Consider the following 20063-nt stretch of genomic DNA (forward strand, 5'->3'; position numbering starts at 1 on the left):
TCTTAGTTCTCGATTAATTCGGGGGTTATTTCTTCGATACAATCAACGACAGGGCCGACGATTCTTGAAGTTTCTTCATCTAAGTAAAAATCCTTGTATTGCGGATCGGTGTTGAGTGAGTGACAGCGGAAACTTTCTCCGTCTCGAAAAACTTGCTTGCAATACAGCTGTTCTTCTCCGGGTCCGCCCTCTGAAATGACATAAATATCGCCATCTCTATCAAAACCAGTCGTAACAAAGGTGACAATAGAGAAGTTAGGATACTCTGGTTGCATAGAGTCTCCTTTGATGCGTGCAGCACCGTCATAACGGCCTGGACGTACATCTGTAAAGATGGTGTAAGTCTCTTGGGTGTCATTCAGAGCCTGACCAAAACCAGCAGATAATTGCTCATCAGCTACCTCAATCGTATATAGTTCCTCACGACGGTAAGTACGTAAAGGAATGATATTATCTGAGTCAGGAATAGGTTGTGGTTTCTGACTGGCAAGAAACTGTGAAAAATTCAAGACATTCTTTTGCTGTTCAGCATCTAACTGTTTGTAAATATCGAGAAGCTCAATAAAAGGAGAATGCTCTTGATTTTCGTTGAGGATAAGATCAATAGGTGTTTTGTAAATATCTGCAAGTTTAGTAATCATTTCTAAAGCAGGATTACTGGTTTTCTTCTCCCAAAGCGCATAAGTCCCTTGAGTGATGTCAAGCATCTTGGCAATGTCTTTTTGAGTAAACTGATGTTCTTTACGTAGCTTTTTTAAGGTTTGTCCTAGATTCATGCTTCCATCCTCTTTTATTGAATTTATCAATATTATAAGCTAAAATAGAATAGAAGTCAAGCTAAAAAATTGAATGAGTCAATAAAAGGAAGCGGGCTTGCTTCCTTGCATTTATTAATCTTCTCGATATTCAAGGAGATCTTTAGGTTGACAGTCGAGTGCTTTGCAAAGTGCTTCAAGTGTAGAGAAGCGTATTGCTTTAGCCTTACCATTTTTTAAAATAGAAATGTTAGCCATTGTGATACCCACTCGTTCTGAAAGTTCAGTCACAGACATTTCACGCTCTACAAGCATTCGATCTATATGTACTTTTATTGCCATTTTATACTCCTTTCTTAAACCGTGAGGTCATTTTCTGATTTAATCTGAATGACACTTTGCAGGAGCTTTTCAATTGTTGCAATAAAGATAGCAACGATTAAAGGAGTAACACTAATGGCTACACCAATAACCATAATTACCGGTGCATGAATCACCTCGATGATGTGATAGGTCATAGGTAAAATTCCAAGAAGCACAAAGAAAGTTGCAAATGATAATTTTTTAATAGTAGAAATTATCTTTAAGGCCGGCTCAGTAAAGGCTGTACCACGCTCAATAAGTAACAGTATACGATAGACAAAAATCGTTACGACAAGAGATAGGGCCGCAGCTATGTAAAGCGCCAAATAAAAGAGAATTTTTACAAAATAAATATCATGATCAGAGTAGGAACTGATGAGCCCTTGTGTCAAAACAACAAAGAAAAAAAGGATAAATGCAATAACAGGTACAAGTGCAACCTTGAGAAAGGTGGTCTTAATTTTCGATATTTCTTTCATGTTGTTCATTATAAGTGATGGATGATTGATTGTCAAGATGAAAATATCGTTTTGCGATATGAGTTGACTATGGTTTTGTACGTATAGATGTATCATTCAAAGAACAATTGTTTTTTATAAGAGAGATAGTCGTAAGGGTTTCAAGGAGCAGAGAATAATAATTATATGAAATGTGTTAAAATATCAGTATGGTAAAAAAAGGACGTATTATTAAATCTTTAGCAGGGTTTTACAATGTAGAATCTGAGGGACAAGTTTATCAAACGCGAGCGCGTGGTAACTTTCGTAAGAAAGGGATGAAACCAATCGTTGGTGATTTTGTGGACTTTTCAGCTGAAGAAAATTCAGAAGGTTATATCTTAGATATACACAAACGCAGAAACAGCTTGATTCGTCCTTCCATTGCGAATATCGATCAGGCTGTCATCATCATGTCAACGGTTAATCCTGATTTTTCCTTGAACCTGTTGGATCGCTTTCTTGTGTTTTTGGAACATAAAGATATTCAGCCTCTCATCTACATTTCGAAACTAGATTTGCTTGAGGATGTCAGTGAGTATGAACAGTTCAAAAAAAATTATGAAACGATTGGCTATCAAGTTTTCTTTGACTGGAAAGAACTGACAGAAGTATTAGCAGATAAAGTTACGGTCTTTATGGGGCAAACGGGCGCTGGAAAAACAACTTTGTTGAATCTAATTGCGCCAGGTATGAACTTGGCTACGGGAGAAACTTCAGACAAACTAGGACGTGGACGTCACACTACTCGTCATGTGGAATTCTTTGAAGTGGCATCAGGCTTAATTGCAGATACCCCAGGATTTTCAAATCTAGACTATGATGTCTCTAACCAACCCGATTTAAATGCGGCCTTTCCAGAAATTTTACGAGAAAGTCATGGGTGTAAGTTTAGAGAATGTACCCATACACATGAACCTTCTTGTGCTGTCAAAGAAGCACTTGAAGAAGGTAGGATTTTAGCGAGCCGTTATGAGAACTACCTACAATTATTAACTGAAATAAATAACACGAGGGAAACTTATGCCAAACAAAGAAAAAAACAAAATTAAAGGGAACATTTGGATGAAGCAAGCCGGCTTTTTAGGTTTAGTGATTCTTTGGGGCCTTATCATTCTGTTTAAAAATAGTTTAGGAGATTGGAAGTGGCCACTTTTTGGCTTGCTTGTTGTCTTAACTATTTGGGGTTTATACCAAATCAATAAAGCTTTCTTTGGCTTGAAAAAATAGGAGGAAACATGAAACAATATACAAATAAAATCGCACCATCTATTCTCGCTGCTGACTTTGGTGCTTTTACAGCAGAAGTCGCAAAGATTAAAGCTGCCGGTGCTGATTATGTACACATTGATGTTATGGATGGTCATTTTGTTGACAACTTGACTTTTGGCTCTGGTGTCGTTGCTGCACTTCGCCCACATACAGATATGGTTTTGGATGTGCACATGATGGTCGAAAATCCAGAAAAATACGTCACAGAGTTTGCGAAAGCTGGTACGGATATCATGAGTATTCATGTTGAAGCAACAGCACATATCCATGGTGCATTGCAAAAGATTAAAGCAGCCGGAATGAAAGCAAGCGTGGTCATCAATCCTGGAACTCCCGTTTCAATGATTGAACCTGTTATCGGCATGGTGGATATGGTCTTAGTGATGACTGTCAATCCTGGTTTTGGAGGTCAAGCCTTTATCCCTGAAACGATGGATAAAATTCGTGAACTTGTGAAATTGCGTGAGGCTAACAATCTAGAATTTGATATTGAAGTTGACGGTGGCATTGATGATAAAACAGTTGATCAAGCACGTGAAGCAGGTGCCAATGTATTTGTGGCTGGATCTTTTGTCTTTAAAGGCGATGTAGCTGATAACATTCAAAAGTTAAGAGATAGATTATGAACGTCGTCATTATTATTCTTTTGATTTTGGCCGTTCTGATCGGGATTGCTAATTTTTTCAAAAAGCCAACGTCTAACACCAAACTGAATGCGCGGGTCGAAAATCTGTCTTCAAACCTGACAGAGTTACGTATAGAAATGTCGCAACAGTTGGGACAAAATCGCCAAGAAATTTCCGGAACAGTTTCAAGCTTATCGCATAATATGAATGCAAACTTAGGAAATCTGACAGAAAATATCAATGCTAAGTTTGATTACCAGTTTAAGGATTTACAAAGTTCCAACGAGCAAAAACTAGATAAAATTGCGCTTAACTTAGCAGAAATGTCAGCAGCTATTACGGATAAATTTGACCGTAAGTTTCAGGAGCTGCAAGAAGCTAATGATAAAAAGCTCAGTCAAATTCAGAATACGGTGGATGAAAAGCTTCAGGAAACATTAAACAAAAGGATTTCCCAAAGCTTTGAACAGGTCACAAATCTTCTAACTTCTGTTGACAAAGGATTAGGCGAGATGCGTAACCTAGCCAGTGATGTCGATAGCCTACAAAAAGTAATGACGGGTGTGAAGACACGAGGTATTATTGGCGAGGTACAACTTGGCCGTATCTTAGAGCAAATTTTCACCTCAAGTCAATACCAGGAGCAAGTCAACATTCAAGACCGAAATGCAGTAGACTTTGCGGTTATCATGCCTGGTAAAGTAGCAGGCAGTGATGTTTTATTGCCGATTGACTCAAAGTTTCCTTTGGAAGACTACCAACGCCTGCAAACTGCGCTTGAAACAAACGATATGCTAGCGATTGAAGCATCACGAAAAGCCTTGTTTGCCGCGGTTAAAGCTCAGGCAAAATCAATTTCGGAGAAATACATCTTACCGCCAAAGACAACCGACTTTGCAATCATGTTTTTACCTATTGAGGGACTTTTCATGGAAGTGGTAAATAACACAGAGCTTTATGAGCAACTCAGCCGTGATTATAAGGTAAATGTTACTGGTCCAACAACCATGACAGCAGTCTTGAATAGCTTGCAAATGGGCTTTAAAACTCTACAAATCGAGCAAAAATCAAGTGAAGTTTATGAAATGCTTGGGGCTGTTAAAACCGAATTTGGTAAGTTTGAAACCTCGCTTAAGAAAGTTCACGAACGTTTGCAACAGTCCGAAAAAGAAATCAATACGCTGATTACGACAAGAACGAATGTCATGAATCGTAAATTGCGCACGATTGATGCCGTTGACAAAGACACGAGTGCTGCGCTTTTAGAAATAGAAGGGGACTAAGATGGTTCTGATAAAAAACATAGCTATGGGAGAATTTTTTGAAGGATTCTACCTGATAAAATCAGTCGAGCTTCGTCGAACACGCGCAGGTAAGGATTTCCTTGCGATTGTTTTTCAAGATCGGACAGGAACAATCTCGGGCAATATTTGGGATGCCAATCCTAAAGCTGTCAAGCAGTTTGTTGCGGGGCGTGTGGTTCATATGAAAGCCTTAAAAGAACTCTACAACGGCATGCCGCAAGTCAATCGCATTAGCCTACGTTTGCCAGAAGGTAACGAACCAGCTAATCCTGCAGATTATCGCGAAAAATCACCGGTAAATGAGACGGATCTCCGTAAATATGTTGAAAGTATCGTTTTCCGTATTGAAAATGCAACATGGAATCGTATCGTTCGTCATATCTTGAAAAAATTTGACCGTGAATTTTATCAGTTTCCTGCTGCAAAAACCAATCATCATGCCTTTGAAGGTGGCTTGGCTTATCATACAACCACGATGCTCCAACTGGCCGAAAAAGTATGTGAAGTTTATCCACAGCTCAATGAATCTTTGATGTTTGCAGGTATTCTTTTGCATGATATGGCCAAATGTTTAGAGTTTACTGGTTATGAAAACACAAGTTATACGTTGCGTGGAAATCTCTTAGGACACATCGTTCTTATCGATGAAGAAGTCAGTAAAGCAGCGATCGAACTTGACATCAGTGATGAAAAAGAGGACTTGCTTTTACTGCGTCATGTTTTACTGAGTCATCACGGCCAGTTAGAATATGGCAGTCCTGTCCGCCCTAAAATCATGGAAGCAGAAATCATTCATCAGATTGATATGATGGATGCTAGCATGATGATGATGATGACCGCTCTAAATAATGTTGAACCGGGACAATCAAGTCAACGCGTCTTTGCCTTGGAAAATCGTAACTTTTATAAACCATTAGATAACTAAAGAGAAGAAGAAAAGATGAAACACACACTTAAAAATAATACATTAACGGTTGCAGTTGACACTTTTGGTGCAGAATTACACTCTGTTCAAAAAGAGGGTATCGAATATCTTTGGCAAGCAGACCCAGCGTTTTGGGGACGTCATGCTCCTGTTCTTTTCCCGATTGTTGGGAAGTTAAAAGACGGACATTACAGCTACGCAGGTAAAAACTATGAGATGTCAGGACACGGCTTTGCACGTGATACAGAATTCCAACTCGTACAGGAAAAAGAGGATGAGTTGGTTTATGAAATTACCTCGAATGCTGATACACTTGCACAATATCCTTTTGAATTTAGCTTTAAGGTAAGTTACAAATTGATAGGAAATCAAGTGCGCGTACGTTATCAAGTGGAAAACAAAGATGAAAAGACGATGATTTTTGGCGTGGGTGCTCATCCAGCCTTTAATGTTCCTCTCGAAAAAGGCAGCTTTGAAGATTACACCTTGACGATAGCCCCAGCCGAAAAACGTACATTTATTCCTTTGGATTTACCAACGGGTACGCTTAAGAGAGAAGAGCAATCTGAGGTTGAGGTGAGGGATATAACACTGAATCATGAACGCTTTTCAAAAGACGCGCTCGTTTATACATCATCAGATGAAATGTCAGTGGCCTTAACAAACCGTTTAGATAGCCGAAGTGTGAAAGTCACTTGGGAAAACATGCCTTTCTTTGGTCTTTGGAGTCCCTATCCAGCTGAAGCTCCTTTTGTTTGTATCGAACCTTGGGCTGGTATAGCAGATGAAGTTAGCACAACGGGCGAACTTACCGAAAAATTTGGGATGAATCAACTTGCTCCACATGAAACTTTTAGCTGTGAATATATTATTGAAATAAACTAAGACAAAAAGATAGACAGTAAGTCTATCTTTTTCTATATTTTTAAGAAAGACCGCGAGAAAAAGCAGCTGTAAATTGCTATAATAGAAAGTATGAATGATATTTTCCAACTTACACTGATTTTAGTGGCTTCATTAGTCGCAACTTTAATCGCAAGAAGAATAAGAATTCCCGCAGTAGTCGGTCAAATACTGATTGGTATTGTCTTAGCGCCTGCTGCTTTGGGATGGTTGCAAGGAGGACACACCATTGAGGTCCTCTCCGAAATTGGGGTGATTCTGCTCATGTTTCTGGCAGGGCTAGAGAGTGACCTAGGGGTCTTAAAGAAAAACTTTAAACCTGCTTTACTGGTTGCCCTAGCGGGTGTCCTTGTTCCTTTACTGGTTTTCTGGGGCGTAACAACGATGATGGGCTATGCCTTCTCAACGGCTATCTTTTATGGTATCGTCTTTGCAGCAACCTCTGTCTCGATTACAGTTGAAGTTTTGCAAGAATACGGTAAGCTTTCCACAAAGGCAGGCTCTATTATCTTGGGTGCGGCTGTTGTAGACGATATTCTGGCTGTTTTAGCTTTATCTATCTTCACATCTACACAAAGCTCTTCTGGTAACTTGCCAAAGCAGTTTTTCATGGAATTTCTCTTCCTTCTTTTCCTTGTCTTGGTACACAAGTCAATCCCTAAAGTTTGGCGTTTTGTGGAGAAACTTCCGGTCTACGCAAAAAATACAACAGCAGCGCTCATTCTCTGTTTGGTTTTAAGCCTCCTTGCTGATGCAGCGGGTATGTCAGCTGTGATTGGTTCTTTCTTTGCTGGATTAGCTTTAAGTCAAACAGACGTTTCTCATAAGATTGAGGAATACAGTTCCGCTATTGCTTATGTCGTCTTCATCCCAGTTTTCTTCGTTTCCATTGCGATTTCCGTAACTTTCGAGAGCATCTTTGAACATCCAATCTTGATTCTCTTCTTTACTTTATTAACCGTATTGACGAAGTTTATTCCGGCTTATTTCATCGGGAAATCGACAGGACTTACAACCTCAGACAGTGCCTTGGTTGGTACAGGAATGGTTTCTCGTGGTGAAATGGCTTTAATCATCGCGCAGATTGGTCTTGCTTCACAAGTGATTAATAGCGATATTTATTCAGAGCTGGTTATCGTGATTATCCTCAGCACGCTGATTGCACCGTTCCTAATCAAGCTCTCTTTGAAAAAAGACTAAAATAACAATAATAACAGACTTATGACAAGAAAAATGATAAAATAGTCAAAGTATATAAAATGAAGGGGTTTCTTATGTCAAACTGTCAAGTAGTAAAACATCCACTTATCCAACACAAACTTTCAATCTTGCGTCGTGCAGACGTTTCAACAAAAGAGTTCCGCGAACTCGTTGACGAGATTGGTATGCTTATGGCTTATGAAGTATCTCGTGACTTGCCTGTACAAGATGTCGAAATTGATACTCCTGTTGCGCACATGACTGCGCAAGAACTTGCAGGTAAGAAATTAGCAGTTGTGCCAATTCTTCGTGCAGGTATCGGTATGGTAGATGGTATCTTGAAACTTATCCCAGCAGCGCGCGTGGGCCACATTGGTATGTATCGTGATGAAGAAACGTTCAAACCAGTTGAATACTTGGTTAAACTCCCAACAGATATCGCTGAGCGCCAAATCTTTTTGGTTGATCCAATGTTAGCTACAGGTGGTTCAGCAATTCTTGCAATTGATAGCCTTAAAAAACGTAATGCCAACAATATCAAGTTCGTTTGTCTTGTTGCAGCACCAGAAGGTGTAAAAGCAGTACAAGAAGCGCATCCAGATATTGATATCTATGTTGCAGCACTTGATGATCACCTTAACGAACATGGCTACATCGTTCCAGGACTTGGTGATGCTGGAGACCGTTTGTTCGGAACAAAATAATAAAACTTTAAGACGTTGGAGAGTAAAAGCTTTCTAGCGTTTTTTTTATAAAAAAATAATAATCCTGAGCTAAATAGTTTACAAACGTAAATTTATGTGTTAAGATTACACTTGTAAACATAAATAAGAAAATAAAAGGAGACATTACTATGTCATTTATCAACTCACTCAAAAATCGTCGTTCAATCTATGCACTTGGTAAAGATGTTAAAGATGCAGACCAAGCTATCGAAACAATTAAAGAAGCAGTAAAACACAGCCCATCAGCTTTCAACAGCCAAACAACACGTGTACTTATCGTTACAGGTGAGGCGCAAGAAAAACTTTGGGGCCAAATCGTGGCTGACGAATTGAAAGCAACAATGAAAGCACAAGGTGTTCCTGAGTCAGCTTGGGAAGGTACAAAAGCAAAACTTGATGGTTTCAAAGCAGCTTATGGTACAGCCCTCTTCTTCGAAGATCAAGACGTTGTAAAAGGTTTGCAAGAACAATTTGCCCTTTATGCAGACAACTTCCCAGTATGGAGCGAGCAAGCTTCAGGTATTACTTCAGTCAATGCATGGACTGCGCTTGCAGAACTTGGTATTGGGGCAAACTTGCAACACTACAATCCAGTTATTGATGAAGCAGTTGCTAAAGAATGGAACGTTCCAGCAAACTGGAAACTACGTGGTCAACTCGTATTCGGTTCTATCGAAGACGAAGCAGGAGAAAAAACTTACATGGCAGATGATGATCGTTTCATTATCGTAAAATAAGTTAATAAAGGCCTTAGGGCTTTTTTTTGTAGGAAAAATGATAATTTGCTATAATAAAAGAAAGTAATACTACTCGAAAAAGACTAGCGTTGCTACTGTTTGAGGCAATAAAATATTTTGAAATAATCAAGATATGAGCCAAAATATGATTTCGAAAAATTCCTTAGAACTAAGGACGCAAGATACAGCACATAAAGGAGAAGATATGGAAGCAAAATTGCTCAATAAAGTAGTGATAAAACGTAATGGTCGCGTTGTCGATTGGGATTCATTTCGTATACAAACAGCAGTTTTTAAAGCTGCAATTAATGGAAAATACAAAGACAAACCCTTGCATGCCAATATGATTGCCAACAATGTTGCCAAGGTTGTTGAGAAAGTCATCGCTGAAATTCCTTTTGATAAGATTGAGATTGACACAATTCAAAACCAAGTGGTCAATCAGCTCAATGACTTTGACAAAGAAGTGGCAAAAGATTTCCTTGAATATAAAGTGAAACAAGAAATTAATCGTAAGCACTAATAGCCAGACTAGATTGAACATAAAAAGCAGATTCTCAAAGAATCTGCTTTTTGTGTTCCTTAATTAAAAATAAATGAGTGTAATATTACTTCTTTATAATTTTAATCTTTGATATAATTTGTAATATGAGAAACATTACGTTATATCCGACCGGTATCATGAGATTCCCCAAAGATTTCAGGAGAAGAATATATGACAGAAAGAAAAGTAATCAAAGCAAAGAAGCAAGCCATACGCCGTGCGCGACTTAAAAAAGCAGGCACTGTCGCTGCAATGTTGCCACTTGTAATGTCCAAAGGTGCACCTGTAGCTACACTCATCCGGGGCCGACATGATGAAGAAGTGCCCGGTATCGAACAAGTTGTCGAAATGCCTGAGCAGGAAATCGCAGACGTTGTCTTGCCAGAAATGCCTGCTGAAGCAGATTATGAAGAAGAAAAAGAAACCGAAGTGTTAGAAGAACTGGAGATACAGGAAATTTCCGAAACTCCAGCTACTTTTGAAGCGCCACAAAAATTTGAGGCACCACGTTTTTCTGAAGGGGGATTGACTCAGTTTGAGGCCAGTGATGCTTATGTGGGATTGTGCCTTTGGCAGGGGATTGGGCGGTTAAAGATACATGGCCTTATGCGGCTATTCTTAGTGTGCAGTGGGCTACCCAAACTCGTGTTAGGATTGAGTTTTCAACAACTCTTTCTGACGGCTCTACAACTCTAGGTGGTGGTCAGATTAAGGACATGGAATTGAGAGTAGGGATAATAAGCAGTGATGGTTTCTTGGATGTGCAACTCGTTGGTTCAGAAGGTGGTAACACATATGCTATTGTTTTGGAGGGGATACCGCAAGATTCCTTTGGTGATATCGGCATTTATATACGTGATACTCATCACAGACATGATAACTCCTTCCGCCTCCATGGCGGTGTCTTACCACCCAACCCTTTCGTACCAATCGCTATCACAGAGGAACACATTCGTCTTGGTAGAGTGACAGATAAGTTTGTCAATGATCCACTAACAGCTAATGTTGTTCAGTGGCCATCCTTGGACTTGTCACAGTTGGGATTTACAGGGGAGGTCCGTTTTACCGATAACATAGCAGATATCGTCTTTGCAAGCACAGCTACTGTTGGACCGTCACAAATCAATTATGGAGCTGTTGATTGGGAAAAGATACGTGGAGCTATTGAAGATGAACTTTATGACCAAACCAATCTCTCAACAGGGCAGTACTATCAAGTCGACCTTTCTACCTTACAAAATTTTACTAACACAGGTCTTTTCGAGCAAGCACAAATCCGTGAAAATGTACCTGTGGTGCTTCAAAATATCGTGGTCAATCGTGGTCGGGTAGAGACACGTCCTTTCGATGCAACTCGGACAGTAAAACATATCGAGGAGCACCTCTCACTTTCCTTTGAAATTGAAATGGCGAACGGTGAAATTATTGATGACACCCCACCGTTAACGATTGAACTGCCCGTAGAGAGTTTGCTTTACGACCAAGCAGGACTTTGGGCATCTTTCGTTCATCTGGCAGGACATGGCGATCAGCGTGCAGCAGTTCAGGAAGCTGTAGCGCAAGCCGTTGCTGAGGTTTCGCTTCCAGAAGAACTTAGCGAAAAATTGCTCCAACAACTGACCGAGAGCATCATCGCTCAGTCAATGGTACGTAATCAACCTAACGCAAATGGTCTCTACGACGGTCAGATAAGCCTTGCTGATGCCAGTTTTACGCCAACGACTATTGGTCAACTCCAAAGTGTGCCCAATAAGGTTTTTGATAATACTGACCTTGTCGTGGGTGCCCAAGACGAATATGTCTTTGAGTTTGCAATCATGGGAGATAGTCCTGGTGGAACACAACGTTTTGCCACAGCAAGCTTGGTTATCGAGCGTGAATATTTGAAATTCGCCGGCTCTCATGCAGGCACTCACAAAATCATAATCTCGCCTTATGTTTACACGACCTTGGACTTCACTGCTGGAGCAACTGATGCTTTCAACGCAGAAGATTTGACAGTTTTCGAAGCGGAATACCGTGAGGAACTCGAAGCGAAAATTCAGACTCTGGCAGAGAATGGCGGACTCTTTAGCTATGCACAGATTACACCTCGACCAGTCACATGGACAGCAGGAACTGTTGCTGACAAGAATTATGACGGGACTACGAATGTAATAAGCTTTGTCGCACCTGAATTAACTGGTTTCGTTGATGGTGACGATAATATCATTACTGTTGACTTTGGTACTAACTTGGCAGAACGTTTGCAGTTTGCTCAAAGTTTACCGGGGACGTGGAAGATTGAAGGGCTTGATTTCGATGAAAGTACGCTCAATCGTCTGGATGAGAATATAGCTGGTAATTTCAACTATGAGATTGTTGGCACTCCGACCTTTAATCCTGCGACCATTCATCCTTTGGTTCTAGATGTTGACGATATTGACCGCCTTGTTTTTGATAAAGCTCCGGTTAATCGTGAATATGATGCAACAGATGTTTTCACAAATAACTTGCCACGAATTAATGTCGCTATTGAAGGTGTGCATGATGAAAATACCTATCAGTTTGTCTTTGAAGCAGCTGCTCTTCTACGTTTTCCTGAGCGACATGTCACATATGGTTTGGTTTCGGTAGTTTTGGAAAACTCAGCGATTGGTTTACAAAGTCAGGGAAGTACGGATCAACCTGTTCAACTTTCCTCAGACTTGCAAGAGGCTCTACGTGGAGAACTTTTCCTCGGCAAAATTACGCCACGTGAGGTTTTCTGGGGCATGGGTGAGGTGAAAGACAAGGATTATGATGGAACTGACACAGCCGAGATTTCAGTATATCCACAACTTTTGGCAGCAAGTGATGGAAGTACTGGTATCTTTGCTATAGATGAAGAGGGTTCTGAAGCTCTTGTCGTAAACAGAAGGTCAGCTGCATTCGCGTCTAAAAATGTTAGGCGTGAAAATCGCAATATTGTGGCACAAGAAGTTACTGCTACAGGCAATTGGAGTATCGGAGGCGGAAGATATGCGGATAACTATATCATAGTGGTGCATCCAGATGCAAGGACGATTGGCTTTGACATGCCAAACAATCTTTTCGGTCAATCTGCCTTCGGAATGCCCAACTTCTTGCATAACGCACTTCTGAACCCGAGCTTTGCTGATGCAACGATTCACCCGCTAGATGTTCATTTCACCGGTGGCTCTTTACAGAACGACAGCAGGGAATATACAAGTATGCCGATAAACCCAGCAAGAGACGAGTTCAATCTGCCAACTTTACGCACGGTTCTTGATGACAAGCAAGTCGTATTAGACCAAGAGTTGGGGAGTAGAATAACGGCAGTTAAGGGTGATTTTACGCATGTTAATAATCTTAACGCAGGTACGGCAAGCTCGAAGTTGGTAGGTTGGGATATTGACGGACCTTACCATACCAACTATCGCTTAGGAGATTCTCCCACTATTGAGTGGGAAATAACTGCTCAAGAGGTACAGCATTGGGGAGATATAGCTGGTGCACAAGCAGGTTTTGCGACCAAACTCTTTGATGATACAACTCATGTTACGGAAGAGCATATCTCGCATCTGCCACGCTTGTCTGGCGAGAACTTGGAGATTGATAGTTGGGAGCTATCCTTTAACGATAACAATGTGATTGCGAATACACTGACTATTGGAAATGAGGCAGGTGTTCGTGAGCAACTGAATGACTTGATTGGTCCTAACCAAAAGCTTGCTGATGACTTTAACTTCGACAGTCTCTTTGAGGCAAAAATCACACCGCGTGTCCTGCGCTGGGAGGGCGGTCGTATACCATCACGTACGTTTGGCTATACGGATGAAATTGATATTAGCGAAGTTGTCGCACCAAACTTAATCCCAGCAATAACAGGACATGATATCCTAGATAATCATGTGCGTGTAGAGTATGATACAGATGGACTTGCTTTCCCAGATTCAGCGGTAGGAAGCTATGAATTTAGCTGGTACGATGATATGGCTTTAAGAGTCGTATTTGATGACGCAAGGCATGAAAATAACTATGTCGTTCCAGATTCTGGTACTACTTGGGCGTCAATCTTACCACTAGATATTGAAAAGTATGATATGGTTTATAACTTTACTGTTGAGAGCCGAGAATATGACGGTACATCTGACATTGCTGAGAATAGCTTTGTGGCTACGATTGTTCTTGACGGGGGTTATGAGATTCAACTGCCTTACCGTGTGAAAGGCCTGCACTTTAAGGAAGTACATGCTGGCACAAATGAGCTTAACTTTTACGATATTGTCTTTGATGAGAAGCTCTATGAATTCTTCGATCCAGCGGATGAAGGAGAGATTCGTGAGCATACTATACAGGTAATCCTAGACTATCAAGAGGCACAAATCACACCACGTCTTATTGAGTGGATTCCAGGTACAGTTGCCAACAAGGAGTGGGACGGCACTGATGAAGTACACCAAATTCTTATCGAACCTGAATTAGGACGTCATGGCAATAGAAATGAAGTCTCTATCGTAGCGCGTGACCAAGATTACATTACTGTAGAGAAAGGCTGGGCAAGATTTAGCCAGACAGCAGTCGGCGATGATATTGCGGTCCATTCAGATGGTAACTGGAATCTGTTGACAGAGGACGCCATTAATCATCCACTGCAAAATTATACTTTTGGAAGTCCTTACGAGGCAGGAGAAATAGACCAACCAGAGTTCAGACCAGCCAACATCAAGCCAGTTGCTGTCACAGAAGTACGCCCAATGCCAGCAGATCCAGACGAGATGGAAGCCAACGTCCTTTACATCCAGACAGGCTATATCCAACGGCAATATAATGGTAGCGCTGAGATTGACCTCAACGAAGATGTGCGGATCGAACCTGTCTTTGCCCTCCGCAATGCACAAGATAAAGAAATCGCACTTTCACTAGCTAACTTGGTAAATCTTGATGTCCGCTTCTTTGACAAAGATGTCGAATACGATAACGGGAATGTTACGGACAAGCCACTTAGCATAAGCATTGCAGGCTTTACGCATGACAACATCACTCTTGCTGACAATGGCTTACGTGAGATTGAGCGCCTGATCTTCACAGGACGAATAACCCAGCAGATTTAGACGCAGAGGATTGGCAACAGTCAACAACATTCACAGGTCTGATACCGGCTACAGAGTACTACCTCTTTGCGCGTCAAGCAGAGCACCATAATCGTTATGAAGGGGAGGTTAGTGAGGGGCTTGCTGTTGTGACTTTGGGAGAAAGAGTTCCGACTCCAAGACCAACGCCAACACCAGAGCCAGCACGAACTCCAGTACCAACACCAGATACAGTTTCAAGTCCAATTCCTGATAGGAAGGTAGATGAAAGAGCAGAATTACCAAGGACAGGAGATATGGTTGCCTCTGGACTTGGTATCCTTGGCTTAGCAGCTCTAGCCAGCGCAGCTATTTTACGAAAAAAGAATAAAAAAGAGTAAGCTCTACTCTTGAAAAGAATGTTTCAAAACGAGAAGATATACGGATTTTCTCGTTTTTTTCTTGTCATTTTTGCTCTAAGTCATAGATTTTCTCAAAATATTAATGAATAACTTATGAAATTCAGGTAAAATAGAAAATAGGATAATTGGATTGTCCGTTGAATTTTAGAAAATACAGGAGACATATATCGCATGAAAAAAAGAGGCATCCTCTTAGTTAATCTTGGTACACCTGAGAATACATCGGCCCAAGCTCTAAGAAAATATCTGAAGAAATTTTTATCTGACCGGCGCGTAATTAAGACTCATCCTTTGCTCTGGCAACCGCTTCTCAACGGTATCATTCTTAATACTCGGCCGAAAAAATCAGCTAAGCTTTACGAAAAGATTGTCAAAGACGGTGAGTTTCCACTACTTACCTACACAGCAGCTCAGGAAAAAAACCTGCAGGAAATCTGTCCTGACATTGAAGTAGCTATGGGGATGTCCTACAGTGAACCGAGTATTGAAAGTAGTCTGGAAACTCTCTTAAGTAAAGGTGTGGAGGAGTTAACGGTTCTTCCTATGTATCCACAATATTCAGGGACAACAGTAGGTTCGGTCTTTGATAGTGTCATGAACTTTTTTTTGAAAAAAGATCATATTGTGGATTTAAAGTTTATACGCTCCTTTTATAAAGAACCTCTCTATATCAAATATTTTGCTGAGAAGATAAAAGAAACCCTTGCAAATGAAGAGGACATTGAAGCTGTGGTCTTTTCTTACCACGGTATCCCGCTTTCTTACGTAACGGATGGAGATGCTTACCCAGACGAATGCACGGAAACGACACGTTTAATTATGGAAGAACTTGGCGATTTCCCACATTATCAAACCTATCAGTCAAAATTTGGCCCCGCCGAATGGCTGACTCCCGCAACCGATGATACCTTGAAGAAACTTCCAGGACAAGGTGTCAAAAAAATTCTTATCGTTGCACCTGGCTTTGTAGTTGACTGTTTAGAAACGATTGAAGAGCTTGAAGAGGAAAATAAAGAATACTTCCTTGAAAATGGTGGTGAAAAGTATGTCTATGTCTCACCGTTTAATGAAGATATGGCTTTTGCTGAGCTTGTCAAAGAGATTGCAGAGGAAAAATAAATATTATTTTCTAAAAAATCAAAAAACTTACTCAAAAGGACTTGACAAAAGATAAAGAAAATCCTAAAATGGTCATTAGAGACAAGTCTTTAACCAATTCTTTCCAAGAGAGCGAGTGTGTGGTGCGAACTCGTATTGTGATTGCTAAAGATACCACTCTGATAATTCTTTCTGAGAACAGAAAGCGCGGCTGACACGTTACGTCAAAGATGAGATGTTTTTGAGGCTCTTTTGTGCCGAAAAAATTAAGAAGGTGGTAACACGCAAATCGCGTCCTTTTAGAGGAAGCTGATTTGCGTTTTTTTATTTCCTCAGTGCTCATCCCCAAAATTAAAATATGTTAACAAAAAAATTGGAGGCTTATATGATTAAAATCACTTTCCCAGATGGTGCTGTCAAAGAATTTGAGGCAGGTATCTCAACACTTGAAATTGCGAAATCAATCTCACCTGGTTTGGCTAAAAAAGCCTTGGCTGGTAAAGTCAACGGCAAACTTATTGACGTGACCCGTCCAATCAAAGAAGATGCAACTTTTGAAATTGTAACACCGGATCATGAAGATGCTTTTGGGTTACTTCGTCACTCTGCAGCTCACTTATTTGCTCAAGCAGCACGTCGTCATTTTCCAAATATTCATCTTGGTGTAGGTCCAGCTATTGAAAATGGTTTCTACTACGATACTGATAATGAAGAAGGACAAATTTCAAACGATGATTTGGAAAAAATCGAAGCAGAAATGCGTCGTATCTCCAAAGAAAATTTCCCTTCAATTCGTAAAGAAGTAAGCAAAGAAGAAGCGAAAGAAATCTTTGCTGGTGATCCTTATAAGCTTGAGCTTATCGAAGAACACAATGAAGATGAAGGCGGCTTGACAATCTATAGTCAAGGCGAATACACAGATCTTTGCCGTGGCCCACATGTGCCATCAACTGGCTTTATTAAATTCTTCAAATTGCTTAATGTGGCAGGAGCTTACTGGCGTGGAAATAGTGATAACGCGATGATGCAACGTGTTTACGGTACTGCTTGGTTTAATAAAGAAGACCTCGAAGAAAACTTGAGAATGCGTGAAGAAGCGAAAGAACGTGATCACCGTAAGCTCGGTCGTGAGTTAGATCTCTTCTTCAATGAAGCTTCTTTGGGAGCAGGTACAGCTTACTGGCTTCCAGATGGAGCAACTATTCGCCGTACAATCCAACGTTTCGTAGAAGACCGTGAAATCGCTGCAGGCTACTTGCACGTTAACACACCAAACTTGATGAACTTGGACATTTATAAACAATCAGGTCACTGGCAACATTATCATGAAGACATGTTCCCACCAATGGATATGGGTGATGGCGAGCAAATGGAGCTTCGTCCAATGAACTGCCCATCGCACATTGCTATCTATAAACACCACGTACACAGCTACCGCGAATTACCTATCCGTATCGCTGAGTTCGGTACAATGCACCGTTATGAAAAATCAGGCGCACTTTCAGGTCTTCAACGTGTACGTGTGATGCAACTGAATGATGGTCACACATTTGTGACACCTGATCAAATCCAAGAAGAATTTGGAAAAATTCTTGAATTGATTATGGAAATGTACCGTGATTTTGGTATCGACGATTACAGCTTCCGTCTGTCATATCGTGACCCGGAAGACACAGAAAAATATTTCCCAGATGATGCAATGTGGGAAAAATCACAACGTATGCTTAAAGCAACAATGGATGATATGAATCTTGACTACGTTGAAGCTGAAGGCGAAGCAGCCTTCTATGGACCAAAATTGGACATCCAAGTTAAGACAGCTTTAGGTAATGAAGAAACACTTTCAACTATCCAGCTGGACTTCCTTAACCCTGAAAACTTTGACATCACATATGTTGGTGCAGATGGTGAGAAACACCGTCCAGTCATGATTCACCGCGGTGTAATTTCAACTTTGGAACGCTTTACAGCTTACTTGATTGAACTTTATAAAGGTGCGTTCCCAACTTGGTTGGCACCTACTCAAGCAATCATCATTCCTGTAAACAACGAAATTCATGCCGATTACGCATGGGAAATCAAAAAACGTCTCCAAGAAAAAGGATTGCGTATCGTTGTTGATGAATCAAATGAAAAAATGGGTTATAAAATCCGTCAAGCCCAAACACGTAAAGTTCCTTATCAAATCGTTGTGGGTGACCAAGAAATGGCAGATGGTACTGTAAACATTCGCCGTTATGGTTCAACAGATACTGAAGTTATTAGCTTGGAGCAATTTATCGAAAATATTCAAGAAGACGTAGCTAACTACAGCCGTACTAAATAATAAAAAAGAGAGGAAACTCTCTTTTTATTTGTTATTACCATAGGTTTTATTTTCTAAAAAAACCAGAATACAAGCGCATTCACGACTTATAACTAGAAAAATAGTTCACAAAATGCTATACTAAGACAGTAATAGAAAATATTCGGAGGAATTTGAAATGGCAATCGTTTCAGCAGAAAAATTCGTACAAGCCGCTCGTGACAATGGTTACGCTATCGGTGGTTTCAACACAAACAACCTTGAATGGACTCAAGCTATCTTGCGCGCAGCAGAAGCTAAAAAGACTCCAGTACTTATCCAAACTTCAATGGGTGCTGCTAAATACATGGGTGGTTACAAAATGTGTAAACTCCTCATTGAAACTCTTGTAGAATCAATGGGAATCACTGTACCAGTAGCTATTCACCTTGACCACGGTCACTTTGATGATGCTTTGGAATGTATCGAAGTTGGTTACTCTTCATTGATGTTTGACGGTTCACACCTTCCAATCGAAGAAAACCTTAAACTTGCTGAAGAAGTTATCACAAAAGCTCACGCTAAAGGTATCTCAGTTGAGTGTGAAGTTGGTTCTATCGGTGGTGAAGAAGACGGTATCGTCGGTGAAGGCGAACTTGCTCCTATCGAAGATGCAGTAGCAATGGCTAAACTTGGTGTTGACTTCCTTGCAGCTGGTATCGGTAACATCCACGGTCCTTACCCAGAAAACTGGAAAGGTCTCCACATCGATCACTTGACTAAATTGAACGAAGCACTCGTTGAAGCTATGGGCAAAAATGTTCCTATCGTATTGCACGGTGGTTCAGGTATCCCTGACGATCAAATCCGCGAAGCAATCGCTAACGGTGTAGCTAAAATCAACGTAAACACAGAATGCCAACTTGCATTTGCAAAAGCAACTCGTGAATTCGTCGTTGAATTTAACGCTAATGAAGCTGAATACATGAAGAAAAAACTCTTCGACCCACGTAAATTCTTGAAACCTGGTTTCGACGCAATCACTGCATCAGTTGAAGAACGTATCGACGTTTTCGGTTCAGCAAACAAGGCGTAAGCCTTGTTCTGCGAAGCAATCTTTGATTGTGAGCAAACAAATATAGTTTTTGTTCTGCGAAGCAATCTTTGATTGTGAGCAAACCAAGATTAATCAGTTTTTTGAAATATGATTAAAAGAACGCTTGTCACTTTTGGCAAGCTTTTTTCGTGTGAACTTCGGAGTAGGAAGTAAGTGAAGTCAGATTGAGTCAAAAATTTGAAAGAAAATGTTAAACTTAAAGAAGAGCAAAGAACATACGATTTGCAGGATAAATCT

At 40.5% G+C, this 20063-nt stretch carries 18 protein-coding genes; 15 read left to right on the forward strand and 3 right to left on the reverse strand.

Going from position 1 to position 20063, the window contains the following annotated elements; translation table 11 throughout:
* Positions 1-2 precede the first annotated feature (2 nt).
* The 3 genes from LACDD01_RS08590 to LACDD01_RS08600 form a co-directional block, all read right to left on the reverse strand.
* The gene (locus LACDD01_RS08590; RefSeq protein WP_061414421.1) at positions 3-776 is read right to left on the reverse strand and encodes a S24 family peptidase; all 774 of its coding nucleotides are present in this window, start codon (positions 774-776) and stop codon (positions 3-5) included.
* A 114-nt stretch (positions 777-890) separates the two neighbouring features.
* Positions 891-1097, reverse strand: a complete 207-nt coding sequence (locus LACDD01_RS08595) for a helix-turn-helix domain-containing protein (RefSeq protein WP_019292191.1) — start codon at positions 1095-1097, stop codon at positions 891-893.
* Between the two features lie 14 nt (positions 1098-1111).
* Positions 1112-1693 (reverse strand): DUF2975 domain-containing protein, encoded by a 582-nt coding sequence (locus tag LACDD01_RS08600; RefSeq protein WP_231863414.1) that lies wholly within the window; start codon positions 1691-1693, stop codon positions 1112-1114.
* Between the two features lie 92 nt (positions 1694-1785).
* On the opposite strand from LACDD01_RS08600, the gene rsgA reads away from it, so the two are divergent.
* The 15 genes from rsgA (at position 1786) to LACDD01_RS08680 (ending at position 19805) form a co-directional block, all read left to right on the forward strand.
* Positions 1786-2667, forward strand: a complete 882-nt coding sequence (gene rsgA / locus LACDD01_RS08605; protein ID WP_019292189.1) for a ribosome small subunit-dependent GTPase A — start codon at positions 1786-1788, stop codon at positions 2665-2667.
* Entirely contained in the window at positions 2639-2845 is a 207-nt protein-coding gene (locus tag LACDD01_RS08610; protein ID WP_019292188.1) for a hypothetical protein, read from the forward strand. Before rsgA ends, LACDD01_RS08610 begins: the two co-directional genes overlap by 29 nt.
* Before the next feature lie 8 nt (positions 2846-2853).
* The gene (rpe, locus tag LACDD01_RS08615; RefSeq protein WP_061414424.1) at positions 2854-3513 is read left to right on the forward strand and encodes a ribulose-phosphate 3-epimerase; all 660 of its coding nucleotides are present in this window, start codon (positions 2854-2856) and stop codon (positions 3511-3513) included.
* Positions 3510-4796 (forward strand): DNA recombination protein RmuC, encoded by a 1287-nt coding sequence (gene rmuC / locus LACDD01_RS08620; protein ID WP_061414427.1) that lies wholly within the window; start codon positions 3510-3512, stop codon positions 4794-4796. Before rpe ends, rmuC begins: the two co-directional genes overlap by 4 nt.
* 1 nt (position 4797) lies before the next feature.
* The gene (locus tag LACDD01_RS08625; RefSeq protein WP_003133400.1) at positions 4798-5742 is read left to right on the forward strand and encodes a 3'-5' exoribonuclease YhaM family protein; all 945 of its coding nucleotides are present in this window, start codon (positions 4798-4800) and stop codon (positions 5740-5742) included.
* Between the two features lie 15 nt (positions 5743-5757).
* A complete protein-coding gene (locus LACDD01_RS08630) occupies positions 5758-6627 on the forward strand; it encodes an aldose 1-epimerase family protein (RefSeq protein WP_061414430.1) in 870 nt (289 codons plus the stop codon).
* 90 nt (positions 6628-6717) lie between these two features.
* Positions 6718-7845 (forward strand): cation:proton antiporter, encoded by a 1128-nt coding sequence (locus LACDD01_RS08635; RefSeq protein ID WP_061414434.1) that lies wholly within the window; start codon positions 6718-6720, stop codon positions 7843-7845.
* Between the two features lie 74 nt (positions 7846-7919).
* Positions 7920-8549: a uracil phosphoribosyltransferase gene (gene upp, locus LACDD01_RS08640; RefSeq protein ID WP_003133406.1), complete on the forward strand. Its 630-nt coding sequence runs from the start codon at positions 7920-7922 to the stop codon at positions 8547-8549.
* Positions 8550-8698: 149 nt separating this feature from the next.
* Positions 8699-9307: a nitroreductase family protein gene (locus LACDD01_RS08645; protein ID WP_019292184.1), complete on the forward strand. Its 609-nt coding sequence runs from the start codon at positions 8699-8701 to the stop codon at positions 9305-9307.
* Between the two features lie 205 nt (positions 9308-9512).
* Positions 9513-9830, forward strand: coding sequence for an ATP cone domain-containing protein (locus tag LACDD01_RS08650; RefSeq protein ID WP_003133409.1), 318 nt, complete (start codon positions 9513-9515; stop codon positions 9828-9830).
* 584 nt (positions 9831-10414) lie between these two features.
* Positions 10415-14947: a hypothetical protein gene (locus LACDD01_RS08655; RefSeq protein WP_231863415.1), complete on the forward strand. Its 4533-nt coding sequence runs from the start codon at positions 10415-10417 to the stop codon at positions 14945-14947.
* 128 nt (positions 14948-15075) lie between these two features.
* Positions 15076-15306, forward strand: a complete 231-nt coding sequence (locus tag LACDD01_RS08665) for an LPXTG cell wall anchor domain-containing protein (protein ID WP_061414437.1) — start codon at positions 15076-15078, stop codon at positions 15304-15306.
* A gap of 192 nt (positions 15307-15498) precedes the next feature.
* The gene (hemH, locus tag LACDD01_RS08670) at positions 15499-16446 is read left to right on the forward strand and encodes a ferrochelatase (protein ID WP_061414440.1); all 948 of its coding nucleotides are present in this window, start codon (positions 15499-15501) and stop codon (positions 16444-16446) included.
* Positions 16447-16810: 364 nt separating this feature from the next.
* Positions 16811-18751, forward strand: a complete 1941-nt coding sequence (gene thrS / locus LACDD01_RS08675) for a threonine--tRNA ligase (protein ID WP_061414444.1) — start codon at positions 16811-16813, stop codon at positions 18749-18751.
* 157 nt (positions 18752-18908) lie between these two features.
* Positions 18909-19805 carry a class II fructose-bisphosphate aldolase gene (locus LACDD01_RS08680; protein ID WP_017370538.1) on the forward strand — a complete coding sequence of 299 codons (897 nt, stop codon included), beginning with the start codon at positions 18909-18911 and terminating at the stop codon, positions 19803-19805.
* Positions 19806-20063 lie beyond the last annotated feature (258 nt).

The organism is Lactococcus sp. DD01 (assembly GCF_001578715.1).
GTDB classification, from domain to species: Bacteria; Bacillota; Bacilli; order Lactobacillales; family Streptococcaceae; genus Lactococcus; species Lactococcus petauri.

Bases quoted from the DNA above. Each gene is read 5' to 3' on its own strand.
- LACDD01_RS08600 (WP_231863414.1), bottom strand. From the start codon at position 1,693: ATGATACATCTATACGTACAAAACCATAGTCAACTCATATCGCAAAAC.
- LACDD01_RS08625 (WP_003133400.1), top strand. From the start codon at position 4,798: ATGGTTCTGATAAAAAACATAGCTATGGGAGAATTTTTTGAAGGATTC.
- LACDD01_RS08630 (WP_061414430.1), top strand. From the start codon at position 5,758: ATGAAACACACACTTAAAAATAATACATTAACGGTTGCAGTTGACACT.
- LACDD01_RS08650 (WP_003133409.1), top strand. From the start codon at position 9,513: ATGGAAGCAAAATTGCTCAATAAAGTAGTGATAAAACGTAATGGTCGC.
- LACDD01_RS08645 (WP_019292184.1), top strand. From the start codon at position 8,699: ATGTCATTTATCAACTCACTCAAAAATCGTCGTTCAATCTATGCACTT.
- LACDD01_RS08590 (WP_061414421.1), bottom strand. From the start codon at position 776: ATGAATCTAGGACAAACCTTAAAAAAGCTACGTAAAGAACATCAGTTT.
- rmuC (WP_061414427.1), top strand. From the start codon at position 3,510: ATGAACGTCGTCATTATTATTCTTTTGATTTTGGCCGTTCTGATCGGG.
- LACDD01_RS08680 (WP_017370538.1), top strand. From the start codon at position 18,909: ATGGCAATCGTTTCAGCAGAAAAATTCGTACAAGCCGCTCGTGACAAT.
- rsgA (WP_019292189.1), top strand. From the start codon at position 1,786: ATGGTAAAAAAAGGACGTATTATTAAATCTTTAGCAGGGTTTTACAAT.
- thrS (WP_061414444.1), top strand. From the start codon at position 16,811: ATGATTAAAATCACTTTCCCAGATGGTGCTGTCAAAGAATTTGAGGCA.
- rpe (WP_061414424.1), top strand. From the start codon at position 2,854: ATGAAACAATATACAAATAAAATCGCACCATCTATTCTCGCTGCTGAC.
- upp (WP_003133406.1), top strand. From the start codon at position 7,920: ATGTCAAACTGTCAAGTAGTAAAACATCCACTTATCCAACACAAACTT.
- hemH (WP_061414440.1), top strand. From the start codon at position 15,499: ATGAAAAAAAGAGGCATCCTCTTAGTTAATCTTGGTACACCTGAGAAT.
- LACDD01_RS08595 (WP_019292191.1), bottom strand. From the start codon at position 1,097: ATGGCAATAAAAGTACATATAGATCGAATGCTTGTAGAGCGTGAAATG.
- LACDD01_RS08635 (WP_061414434.1), top strand. From the start codon at position 6,718: ATGAATGATATTTTCCAACTTACACTGATTTTAGTGGCTTCATTAGTC.
- LACDD01_RS08610 (WP_019292188.1), top strand. From the start codon at position 2,639: ATGCCAAACAAAGAAAAAAACAAAATTAAAGGGAACATTTGGATGAAG.